Source organism: Streptomyces sp. GC420, from assembly GCF_009916105.1.
Classification (GTDB): Bacteria; Actinomycetota; Actinomycetes; order Streptomycetales; family Streptomycetaceae; genus Streptomyces.
Genome location: NZ_JAAAXQ010000284.1, coordinates 1 through 11,040 on the forward strand (window position 1 = coordinate 1; position 11,040 = coordinate 11,040).

Sequence of the window (11,040 nt, forward strand, 5' to 3'; positions counted from 1 at the left end):
TGGACCATCCACTCCTCGGGGATCCCGTTGTCCGACTTCACCGCCGACGAACCGGCGTACCAGAAGGCGGTCACCCTGACCCAGGCGACGATCGTGGTCAGCCAGTTCTTCAACTCGCTGGCCGTGCTGCCGCCGTCACGGACGTGCGAGCGTGAGCGGACCGCACCGCGGGCAGGGGCCATGCCTCGGGCCGGCGCCGCCGGCGACCGCGCGGGCAGGCCCGCGAGGTCCGCGACCGATGCGCGGGTGGCCGCCAGTTGCTCGCGGAGCGCGCTCAGTTCCGCCTCCGCCGCGGCGCGGGACTCCTGTGCCGTGCGGTGGGCGGCGAGGGCCGCTTCCTCCGTGGCCCGGTCCACGTGGCCGTCCGACCTGCGAGCCGGGCGCGGATGTTCGGTGGATCCGCAGACGCCGCACGGCTGGCCGTCCGACAGCTCCGCGGCCAGTTCGGCGGCGATGCCGCGCAGGCGCTGCTCCCTGAGGTCGAGCCAGTGCCCGCGCGCCGCGGCCTCGCGGTCGCGCGCCAGGGCGACAAGATCACGGGTGTCACCGAGGCCGCGCACGAGGTCGTCCCGGCGGCGGGCGGCGGCGAGCCGGCGCTCGGCGGTGTCGAGGCGGCCGCCGAGGCCGGCGGCGCGGGTGGCCGCCTCCTGGGCGTGGTCCACGCGGTCCCGGTGGGCACGGCGCAGGGCATCCCATCCCCCGGACCACTCGGCGTGCTCGCGCAGCAGTTCCTCGTCGGCGCGGGCCTGGCGGTCGAGGCGCTCGCGTTCCGCGGCGATGTCGGCCAGGCGGCGCTCGGCGCGCCGGGCCGACTCCAGACCGCCGAGTTCCCGGCGCAGGGCGCGCTCGTACGCGGTGAGGCCGGCGCCGCTCGCTTCGGCCTGGCCGGGCGGCAGCAGGGCGCGGGCCCGGCGCTCCTCGGCCGCGGCGCCCCGGTGCTCCTCCTCCACGCCGGTGCGCAGCGTGAGTGCCGGGGCGACGGTCTCGGCCTTGCGGGCACGGGCCAGCAGGGCCTCCAGTTCCCGCTGTTCCGGGGCGCGCTCGGCAAGCCGGCCGGCACGCTCTCGGGCCTCGTCGTACCGGCGCCGCAGGCGGCCGAGCTCACGTGCCTCCTCCAGTTCGGCGCGGGCTGCCTTCCGCCGTGACTCCGCGGTGCGGGCCGCGAGGTGGCGTACGGTCATCCGCTCCCGGGCGTCCGCCCGGTGGATGGCCGCCCATTGCAGGACCGCCTCGGCGAGTCCGGGCTCGCCGGGGCTCCAGCCGTCGGGACCGGGTGCGCCGGCCGCCTGCGCCATGCGGTGGGCGATGGCGAGGAGCCGGTCGTCGCCGGCCCGGACCCGGGCTTCCGTGGCGCGCCGGCGCTCGGCGAGGCGTTCCTCGACGGCCGCGAAGCGCCGGGTGTCGAACAGCCGGCCCAGCAGCCGGCCGCGGGCTTCGGCGTCGGCGCGCAGGAATTTCGCGAAGTCGCCCTGGGGCAGCAGGACGACCTGGCAGAACTGCTCCTTGCTCATGCCGAGCAGTTGCGCGATCTCCTCGCCGATCTCCTGGTGGGAACGGCTGAGCGCCTTCCACTGCCCGGCCGGGGCGTCGTACTCGCGCAGCCGGCTCTGTGCCTTGTCGCGGGTGAAGCCGGTGCCGCGCTTCTTGGGGCGGAGCTGCTCGGGCCTGCGGGTGATCTCCAGCCGCCGTCCGCCGACGGTGAGTTCGAGGAGGATCTCGGTGGGCAGGCCGGAGGCGGCGTGGTCGCTGCGCAGCGAGGCGCCGGGGGCCTGCCGGGCGCCGGGCACCGACCCGTACAGGGCGTAGCACACCGCGTCCAGTACGGAGGTCTTCCCCGCGCCGGTGGGCCCGTGGAGCAGGAAGAGCCCGGCGGCGGAGAGTTCGTCGAAGTCGACTTCCTGGGTGCCGCCGAACGGCCCGAACGCGGTGATCGAGAGTCTGTGCAGCCTCACCCGGCCAGTGCCTCCTCGGTGCGTACGTCGTCGAAGGCCTGCCGCAGCACGCTCCGCTCGCTCTCGTCGGGTCCGCTTCCGCGCACATGGGCGACGAAGTCCTCGGCGATCTGCTGGTCGCTGCGGCCCTCGAGGCGCCGGGCGTAGGAGGCGGCCGGGTCCTCCGGGGCGCGTTCGGGCTCGAAGACGAGGCTGATGGTGTGCGGGAAGCGTGCGCCGAGACGGGTCATGGGCTCGGCGGGGCGGGTCGGGTCGGTGAGGGTGGCCTCGACCCACGAGCCGGTGTGGCGTTCCAGCCTCTCGTCCTCGAGGAGGTCCTCGAGGCGGCCGCGGATGCGGGCGAGCGGGCGCGGTACCGGGCAGTCGATCCGCTCGGCGGTGATTTCCCCGCGCGGGCCCAGGTCGACGAGCCATATGCTCTTGCGGTGGTCGGCCTCCGAGAAGGAGTAGGCGAGCGGCGAGCCGGAGTAGCGGACGCGCTCTGTGATCGTCTGGCAGCCGTGCAGGTGGCCGAGGGCCGCGTAGTCCACCCCGTCGAACACCCCGGCGGGCACGGCCGCCACGCCGCCGACGGTGATGTCGCGTTCGCTGTCGCTTGGTTCCCCGCCGGTGACGAAGGCGTGGGCGAGGACGACGGAGCGGGTGCCTTCGGGGCGGGTGGCGAGGTCGGCGCGCACGCGGTCCATGGCGGCCGCGACCACCGCTTCGTGACCGGTCTTCGTCACGCCCAACTGGTCCTTGACGAGAGCCGGTTCGAGGTAGGGCAGTCCGTAGCAGGCCACGTCGCCGTGCGCGTCGGAGAGCAGGACCGGGGTCGCGCAGCCGGACGGGTCCGTACGCAGGTGGACGCCCGCCGTGCCGATGAGGCCCGCGCCGACACCGAGCCGGCGCGCGGAGTCGTGGTTTCCGGAGATCATGACCGTGGGCACGCCCAGTTCGGCGAGCCGGTGCAGGGCGTCGTCGAACAGTTCCACGGCGGCCAGCGGGGGCACCGCCCGGTCGTAGACGTCCCCGGCGACGAGCACCGCGTCCACCTCGTGCTCACGCACGACGGTCACCAGGTGGTCGATGAACGCCTTCTGGGCGTCGAGGAGTCCGGCCCGGTGGAACGAGCGCCCCAGGTGCCAGTCGGAGGTGTGCAGCAGTCTCACCACTGCGCTCCGACCGGTTCCGCCCCGACCGTCATCGTCCGCCGCCCCTCCGGTTCATCCGGTTCATCCGGTTCATTCAGTTCGCCGCCGGCACCCGGCCGCTGTGCGACCCGGTGCCCCATCGGCCCCACACGGGCCGGAGAGCAGGCTATCCGTCACCACTGACAACCGTGCGCGGAAGGCGCCATCCGCACCCTCCCGGGCGCAGGACGGGCGGTCGCCGCGGGTTCCGCGTGGCTACCGGGGCGGTCGCACGGCCCGACGCTCCACCGCCGGGGTTCCGCCGAGTTCGTCCAGGAGCCGGACCAGCAGATCCCGATGCTCGGCCAGGCACCGCTCGCCGAAGCGGTCGGTCAGTCGCCGTTCGAGGGCGTTGCGGGCCTGCCGTGCCGCGTGCACGGCGTCCCGGCCGCGATCGGTCAGCCGGACGCGGCGGACGCGGGCGTCGGCGGCGTCGGGCACGCGCTCGCAGTAACCGAGGCGTTCGAGTTCCGCCACGGCTTTGGAGGCTCCTTGCTGGGTCATGGCCAGTCGCGTGGCCAGCTCGCCCACCGTGGGCTCGTCGTCGATCAGGTGCTGGAAGACATAGCCGTGCGAGAAGCGCAGATCGCCGAACCCCTGGTCGGCCAGTTGCTCCCGGACCAGCGCCGCGGCGGCCTGACCGACGAAGAGGGCGAGTGTTCCGGTGTCCAGTCGCCGCGGGTCGAGTGAGGGTGGCATGGGGTCATCCTGCATTGACAACCATGGTTGTGCAACTACGGTTGTTGACATGTCGCCGCAACAGCATCCCAACATCGACACCGCGGTCCGCTACCACCGAGCCGTCGCCGGCTTCGCCACCGGTGACGAACTCGCCGCGTTCTTCCATCCCGATGCCACGCACCACGAGTTGCCCAACGCCCTCTTCCCCGAAGGCAACGTCCGGGACCTGGCCGGCCTGTGCGCCGCGGCCGAGGCGGGCCGCACCGGCTTGAGCGCGCAGAGCTTCGAGGTGGTCAACGCCCTCGCCATGGGGGACCAGGTCGCCATGGAGGTGCTCTGGACCGGGACGACGGCCGTCCCTCTGGGCGACCTGCCCGCAGGACACACTCTGCGGGCCCACATCGCGACGTTCCTCGAATTCCGCGACGGAAAGATCACCGCCCAGCGGAACTACGACTGCTACGAACCACTCACACCCGCCTGAGCAGCCGGAAACCCGATGCCGCGCATCCGGCCGGGCACGCCCGGCCGGATGCGGGCGGCCGAGCGGAACCCCGGCTGTCGCGCGAGGGTCTATACCCCCTGACCGGCGCGGACGGCGTTCCGGTCGAGGATCTCGCGCAGCCGGTCGACGTCCTTCCTGCTCCGCAGGCCGCGCTTGGGCAGGGCACCGACACCCACGGACCGCCGGTCCGGGCTCAGGGCCACGAACAGGTTCTCGGTCTCCAGATAGCGGGGGTAGCGGTCCCACCCGACCGTCGCCTCGCCGTTCTCGGTCACCGTGCGCATGCCGGAGTCGTCGACGGTGGTGCGGCACTTGCCCTGGGCGGCGACGATCCGGTGCGCCATCCTGCGCTGCAGGAGCTTGCCCATCATCAGCACCACCGCTCCGGCCAGCGCCGCGAAGACGGTCGCCAGCACGGGGGACAGCACGGGCGAGGAGTCGCCCTTGGCGAACGACACGGTGATCAGCAAGGCGCACACGAGCACGAAGACCACGCCGCCCCGGACCAGATTGGCCTTGCGGGCCAGTTGCGCGCGTGCGTGCAGCGCCTCGATGATGTCCTCGGCCGTGGGCTGGTAGACCAGCTTCACCGACTCCGCGACCTGTGCCTTTTCGGCCATGCCCTTCAATTCCTCCCGGTCGGACGTTCCCCGGATCATAGGATCACTTTCTCCCTAATCGGTACGGGGTGACCCATACCGTTACGCTCTCGACGCCGTGCCGCCCGACTCGCGCGCCGCCCCGGGTGTCCGCCGGGGAGCCGACGAGGAGTCGACGGGTCCGGGACCGGGCCGGCCCCGACCGGAAGACGGGCGGCCGGCCCACGCGGGGCCCGCCCGCCGCCACACTGCGGGCCCCGCGCGGCCCGGGCTTCGACCGGATCCGGGCGCCCGCACCCCCGTGGCGACCCGGGCCGGGGTTGCGGGCCGGGTCGCCAGGCGGGACCGGAGCCCCGACGGGACGGGGGCCATGACGCGACAGGGGCCATGGCGGCGACGACCGCGACGGCGGGACGGGGCTGCCCGCCCGGCTGGGGCCCACCGTCCGGCGGCGGGGGCGAAGGGCGGGCAATTCCCTTGTCCCGGCCACCCCGCTCCGCTTATCGTCATTTTGACACTTACGGAGTCGCCGCGTGGACATCACGGACCTGCTCGCACCCCTCCAGCAGCCTCTCTTCACCGCGCTGGACACCCCGGTCAGCTGGGTGGAGGTGCTGGGCTTCGGCAGCGGGGCACTGTGCGTCTGGCTCGTCGCCCGCCAGCACATCGCCAACTGGCCGATCGGCATCGCCAACAACCTCTTCTTCATCCTCCTCTTCTCGGGCGCCGGGCTGTACGCGGACGCCGGACTGCAGGTCGTCTACATCGCACTGGCGGTTTACGGCTGGTGGGCCTGGGTGACGGGTGGTCCGGAGTCGGCCGCGGGCCGCCTGCCGGTGAGCCGCACGCGTGCCCGTACCTGGTGGGTCCTGGGGTCCGCCACACTCACCGGCACCGTGCTGCTGACCCTGCTGCTGGACCGCGCCACCGACTCCACCGTGCCCTTCTGGGACGCGCTGACCACCGCCCTGTCGCTCGCCGCGACCTACGGGCAGTGCCGGAAGAAGGTCGAGTCCTGGTACCTGTGGATCGCCGCCGACATCGTCTACACCCCCCTCTACGCCTACAAGGGGCTGTACCTCACCGCACTGCTCTACCTGGGCTTCATGGCCCTGTGCGTACTCGGGCTGCGCAACTGGCGGCGCGAACTGACCGCGCTGGCGGGCCCCTTGGGACCGGCGGGGCAGGCGGAGCCCACAGGGCCGGGCCCGGTGGAGGCCGCGGCGTGAGCACCTACGAAGGCACGTACAGAGGCACGCGCGGACGAGACACCTTCCCGGTGCGCACGGCCGGCGGCACGGACAGCCGCGAGGACGACCGCGAGGACGGGCAGGAACACGGGCCCTGCTTCGGACACGGGCTGGTCCTCGGCAAGTTCTATCCGCCTCACGCCGGCCACCACCATCTGGTACGCAGCGCCGCCGCGCGTTGCCGCCGGCTCACGGTGCTGGTCTGCGCCTCCTCCGCGGAGTCCGTGCCGCTCGCTGAGCGGGTGGCGTGGATGCGCGCGGTGCACCCGGAGGAGCACATCGAGGTGGTCGGCGCGATGGACGACGTTCCCGTCGACTACTCCGATCCCGCCGTCTGGGACGCGCACATGGCGGTCTTCCGTGCCGCCGTCCCCGACCGCGTCGACGCCGTCTTCACCTCGGAGGCGTACGGGGCCGAACTGGGCCGCCGCTTCGGGGCGGTGGCTGTGACCGTGGACGCCGGCCGCACCGCGTACCCGGTCTCCGGGACGGCCGTCCGCGAGGACCCGGCCGGCTGCTGGCCCCATCTGGCCGCCCCGGTGCGCGCGGCGCTGGCCCGCCGGGTGGTCGTGGTCGGCGCCGAGTCCACGGGCACCACCACCATGGCCCGTGCCCTGGCCGCGCACTACCGTGCCCGCGGCGGGGTCTGGGCGCCGACACAGTGGGTGCCTGAATACGGGCGCCGGTTCAGCGTGGAGAAGTACGAGCGGCTGCGCGCGGCCCGGCCGGACGCGGGTTTCGGCGAAGTCACCTGGGAATCGGCCGACTTCGAGCTGATCGCCGAACGGCAGTCGGCGCAGGAGGACGCGGCGGCGGGTGCCGGCTCCCCCGTCCTCTTCTGCGACACCGACGCTCTGGCCACCGCCATCTGGCACGAACGCTACCTGGGCGCCCGCAGCCCCGCGGTCGAGGCCGTCGCGGCCCGGGGCCGGCAGCACCTGTGGCTGCTCACCGACCACACGGGCGTTCCTTTCGAGGACGACGGACTGCGCGACGGTGAACACCTGCGCGCCTGGATGACCGACCGTTTCCGTACCGAACTCACCCGCCGCGCCCTGCCCCACCTGCTGCTCACCGGCCCGCACGAGGAGCGGCTGCGCACGGCCGTGGCAGCGGTGGACGAACTGCTCGCGCGCGGCTGGCACTTCGCGGACCCGCTGCCGGAACGGGGTTGAACCGGGGCCTCGTCGAGGTCCCCGCGGAGGACGCGGGCCCCGGGACGGCACAACCGGCGGGACCCCGGGACGACCGCCCGTCCGACGGCTGCTGAGGCACCGGCTCCGGCGGGTCGGGCGGATCGGGTGGATCGGGTGGCAGCGGCGACAAGGAGCACGACATCACCTGAAGGCCCTGGAGCTGAGCGGCGGCCGCCGACTGGTGGGCCTCGCCGGACTGGCGCTCGCGGTCGGCGGCGTCACGATCATGGTGCGGTCGGCGCTGCGCACGTTCCACAAGCACTTGCGGCAGTACCGCATCCCCGCGCGGCTGCGCCGCCCCGTGGATGTGCTCGGTGTCGTGGGCGGGATCAGCCGTGGTCTGCTGTTCGCGGTCATCGGGGCCTTCGCCGTGAAGGCGGCCGCCGAGTACGACGCGGACGAGGTCAAGGGGGTCGACGACACCCTGCGGGCGTTCACCGAGGCCCCGGCGGGCCGCTGGCTGCCGACTGTGACGGCGGTGGGCCTGCTGATGTTCGGGCTGTTCTCGCTCGCGACGGCCAAGTGGCGCAGGGTCCGACACGGCCCCGGCGTCGAGCGGCGGGTGCCGGACGACGGACCCCTGCCCGCCCCGGCGGTCCGCGGCCCCGGCCCCGCATGGCTGCGACCGCCCGCGCGGGCGACGGCCCCGCGGGGCCGTCGCTCAGCCGTCGCCGTAGGCTTCGCCGCCCAGTTCCAGCAAGGCCGCGCCGGCGGTGGCGTCGGCGAGCCAGCCGCGGAAGGCGTCGACGTCCGCCTCGGGCAGGCCCACCTCGATGCGGACGGCCTCGGCGTAGGTCACCTCGCGCACCGCGCGCCCGGTGGCCCGCAGATCGTTCTCCAGCTTGCCCGCCCGCTGGTGGTCCACGGTCACCGTGGCGAGGCGGAAGCGGCGGCGGGCGCGGGTGCCGACGGCGTCCAGCGCCTCGCCCACGACTCCTCCGTACGCCCTGATCAGGCCGCCCGCGCCGAGTTTGACCCCGCCGTAGTAGCGGGTGACGACGGCGACGGCGTAGCGGATGTCGCGGCGCATCAGCATCTGGAGCATCGGCACCCCGGCGGTGCCGCCCGGCTCGCCGTCGTCGCTCGCCTTCTGCACGGAGGCGTCCGCGCCGATGACGTACGCGTAGCAGTTGTGCGTGGCGGTCGGGTGCTCCTTGCGGATACGGGCGACGAAGTCCTGCGCCTCCCGCTCCGTCGCGGCGGGGGCGAGCGCGCAGATGAAGCGCGAACGGTTGATCTCGGACTCGTGCACGCCCTCCCGGGCGACCGTCACATACTGGTCCTGCATCCGGCCAGCCTATGCCGCCTGCGGGAATGACCGCGCCGGGCCCCGGGTTGACGCGGTCATGAATGAAGACGGTTACGCGGGCGGATACGCGGCCGCGGAGACGATCCGCCGGATTCTCACCTCTTCGGGTGATACGTGGGCCGTGGTGGGGCTCTCCGGCAACGAGCGGCGCGCGGCCTACGGGGTCGCGCGGGTGCTCCAGCGGTACGGCAAGCGGATCGTGCCCGTGCACCCGAAGGCCGAGACGGTGCACGGCGAGCAGGGCTACGCCTCGCTGGCGGACATCCCGTTCCCGGTCCACGTGGTCGATGTGTTCGTCAACAGCGATCTGGCGGGCGGGGTCGCCGACGAGGCGGTGGCGGTGGGCGCCAAGGCCGTCTGGTTCCAGCTCGGGGTGATCGACGAGGCGGCGTACGAGCGCACCCGTGCCGCGGGGCTCGACATGGTGATGGACCGCTGTCCCGCCATCGAGATCCCGCGGCTGGGCTGAGGCTCCGGCACGGCGGACGCGAGCCCGGCCCCCGGGATACCGGCGTCGGAGTCCGGATGCCCCGGCTTTCCGGCCGCCCCGGGTGCCGGGGCTCCCGGAGGTACCGGCCGCCCCGGAGGTCCCGGACTCCCGGGACTCGCGGGGCTCCCGGAGGTGCCGGGGGTCCCGGCTACATGTTGATCATGTGGCCGGCGAGGCCGTGGACGGCCTCCTTGACCGCCTCGCCGAGCGTCGGATGGGCGTGCACATTCCGGGCCACCTCGTGGACCGTGAGGTCCCACTGCTGCGCGAGTGTCAGTTCGGGCAGCAGCTCTGTCACCTCTGGGCCGATCAGGTGAGCGCCGAGGAACTCGCCGTGCTTGCCGTCGCTGACGATCTTGACGAATCCGTTCGCGTCACCGAGACCGTGGGCCTTGCCGTTGGCCGTGAAGGGGAACTTCTGCACCCGGACGTCGAAGCCCTGCTCGCGGGCCTGCGCCTCGGTCCAGCCGAAGCTGGCGACCTGCGGCTGGCAGTAGGTGGCGCGCGGGATCATCACGTAGTCGAGTTCCATCGTCTCGGCGCCGGCGATGGTCTCGGCGGCGACGACGCCCATGGACTCGGCGGCGTGCGCGAGCATCAGCTTCGCGGTCACGTCGCCGATCGCGAAGATGTGCGGGACGCTGGTGCGCAGACGGCCGTCGACGGCGATGGCGCCCCGGTCGGTGAGCTTGACGCCGGTGTTCTCCAGGCCGTAGCCCTCCACCCGTGGCTGGAAGCCGATGGCCTGCAGCACCTTGTCGGCCGCCAGGGTCTGGCGCTGCCCGCCGGTGGTGACGTGGACCTGCACCTGCTCGCCGGAGTCGTCGATGGACTCGACACGGGTGGAGGTGAGCACGTTGATGCCGAGCTTGCGGTAGCGGCGGGCGAGCTCGGCGGAGACCTCCTCGTCCTCCAGCGGGACCATGCGGTCCATGAACTCGACGACGGTGACGTCGACGCCGTAGTTGTGCAGCACGTAGGCGAACTCGACGCCGATGGCGCCGGCACCCGCGATGATCATGCTGCGCGGCAGGTCCTCGCTGAGGATCTGCTCCTCGTAGGTGACGACGCGCTCGCTGAGGGAAGTGCCGGGCAGCAGGCGGGTAGTGGCGCCGGTGGCGATGATGCAGTGCCCGAAGGTGACGTCCTGGACGCCGCCGTCGGCGCCCGTGACCCGCAGGGTGTGGGCGTCGGTGAAGGAGCCGGTCCCGTTGAACTCGGTGATGCCGTTCTTCTTCATCAGGTAGTGCACTCCGCGGACCCGGCCGTCCGCGACCTTGCGGCTGCGCGCGTAGGCCTCGCGGTAGTCGAAGCGGACCTGCCCCTCGACGTGGATGCCGAAGGTCTTCGCCTCCTTGGTGAAGATATGGGCCAGCTCGGCGTTGCGCAGCAGTGCCTTGGATGGGATGCAGCCCACGTTGAGGCAGACCCCGCCCCAGTACTGCTTCTCGACGACCGCCACGGACAGACCCAGCTGGGCGCAGCGGACGGCGGCGGTGTAGCCACCGGGTCCTGCGCCGAGGACAACAACGTCAAAGTGCGCACTCATGCTCTGCACGATATGACTCGGCGCAGCGGCGCGCAGGAGGGCGGTGAGCCGGAGAGATCTTCGACACGTTCCGGGGCATTGGGACCATGTGGCGGTCGGCTGGGCTTAAGTGTGTTCCGGATCGTGTGATCGGGTCGTCAGGTAGTGACGGGCGCACCCTCCGGCGGGGAACTGGCGTTCTTGTCTCGCATGCGTGACCTGGACTGATGGTGGTCGTTGGGTGTGATGGTGGGAAAAGTTCCTTCGATACTGGGTCGGGGGTGATGGGTGTGGGTGGGCTGCGGGAGGTGGCGGCGCCGTTCGTGGTGCCCGGCCCGTCGGGGGTCGCGATCCGCAC

At 72.8% G+C, this 11,040-nt stretch carries 10 protein-coding genes and 1 pseudogene; 5 read left to right on the plus strand and 6 right to left on the minus strand.

Annotation, left to right across the window (positions count from 1 at the left end; genetic code table 11):
• The 3 genes from GUY61_RS27675 to GUY61_RS27685 form a co-directional block, all read right to left on the minus strand.
• Positions 1 to 1,952: AAA family ATPase (locus GUY61_RS27675; RefSeq protein WP_166632983.1), on the minus strand; the 1,952-nt coding region annotated here is incomplete at its 3' end.
• On the minus strand, positions 1,949 to 3,103 hold the full coding sequence (locus tag GUY61_RS27680; protein ID WP_166632984.1) for an exonuclease SbcCD subunit D: 1,155 nt from the start codon (positions 3,101 to 3,103) through the stop codon (positions 1,949 to 1,951). The genes GUY61_RS27675 and GUY61_RS27680, both read right to left, overlap by 4 nt.
• Positions 3,104 to 3,340: 237 nt before the next feature.
• The gene (locus tag GUY61_RS27685; protein ID WP_166632985.1) at positions 3,341 to 3,823 is read right to left on the minus strand and encodes a MarR family winged helix-turn-helix transcriptional regulator; all 483 of its coding nucleotides are present in this window, start codon (positions 3,821 to 3,823) and stop codon (positions 3,341 to 3,343) included.
• Between the two features lie 49 nt (positions 3,824 to 3,872).
• On the opposite strand from GUY61_RS27685, the gene GUY61_RS27690 reads away from it, so the two are divergent.
• Entirely contained in the window at positions 3,873 to 4,289 is a 417-nt protein-coding gene (locus GUY61_RS27690) for a nuclear transport factor 2 family protein (protein ID WP_166632986.1), read from the plus strand.
• Positions 4,290 to 4,378: 89 nt separating this feature from the next.
• Here GUY61_RS27690 and GUY61_RS27695 read toward each other — a convergent pair whose 3' ends face one another.
• Positions 4,379 to 4,930, minus strand: coding sequence for a YcxB family protein (locus GUY61_RS27695; protein ID WP_166632987.1), 552 nt, complete (start codon positions 4,928 to 4,930; stop codon positions 4,379 to 4,381).
• A gap of 512 nt (positions 4,931 to 5,442) precedes the next feature.
• Here GUY61_RS27695 and pnuC point away from each other — a divergent pair.
• From pnuC to GUY61_RS41950, 3 genes and pseudogenes are all read left to right on the plus strand, one after another.
• Positions 5,443 to 6,138 carry a nicotinamide riboside transporter PnuC gene (pnuC, locus tag GUY61_RS27700; RefSeq protein ID WP_166632988.1) on the plus strand — a complete coding sequence of 232 codons (696 nt, stop codon included), beginning with the start codon at positions 5,443 to 5,445 and terminating at the stop codon, positions 6,136 to 6,138.
• 131 nt (positions 6,139 to 6,269) lie between these two features.
• Positions 6,270 to 7,334, plus strand: a complete 1,065-nt coding sequence (locus GUY61_RS27705; RefSeq protein WP_208106531.1) for an AAA family ATPase — start codon at positions 6,270 to 6,272, stop codon at positions 7,332 to 7,334.
• A gap of 247 nt (positions 7,335 to 7,581) precedes the next feature.
• A pseudogene (locus GUY61_RS41950) lies at positions 7,582 to 7,824 on the plus strand (DUF1206 domain-containing protein); the annotation flags it as partial.
• Between the two features lie 192 nt (positions 7,825 to 8,016).
• Here the strand turns inward: GUY61_RS41950 and GUY61_RS27715 are convergent.
• Positions 8,017 to 8,643, minus strand: a complete 627-nt coding sequence (locus GUY61_RS27715) for a YigZ family protein (RefSeq protein ID WP_166632989.1) — start codon at positions 8,641 to 8,643, stop codon at positions 8,017 to 8,019.
• 58 nt (positions 8,644 to 8,701) lie between these two features.
• Here GUY61_RS27715 and GUY61_RS27720 point away from each other — a divergent pair, with 58 nt between their 5' ends.
• Positions 8,702 to 9,133, plus strand: coding sequence for a CoA-binding protein (locus GUY61_RS27720; RefSeq protein ID WP_166632990.1), 432 nt, complete (start codon positions 8,702 to 8,704; stop codon positions 9,131 to 9,133).
• A 169-nt stretch (positions 9,134 to 9,302) separates the two neighbouring features.
• On the opposite strand, the gene lpdA is transcribed toward GUY61_RS27720, so the two are convergent.
• Positions 9,303 to 10,703, minus strand: coding sequence for a dihydrolipoyl dehydrogenase (gene lpdA, locus GUY61_RS27725; RefSeq protein WP_166632991.1), 1,401 nt, complete (start codon positions 10,701 to 10,703; stop codon positions 9,303 to 9,305).
• Positions 10,704 to 11,040: the final 337 nt, after the last annotated feature.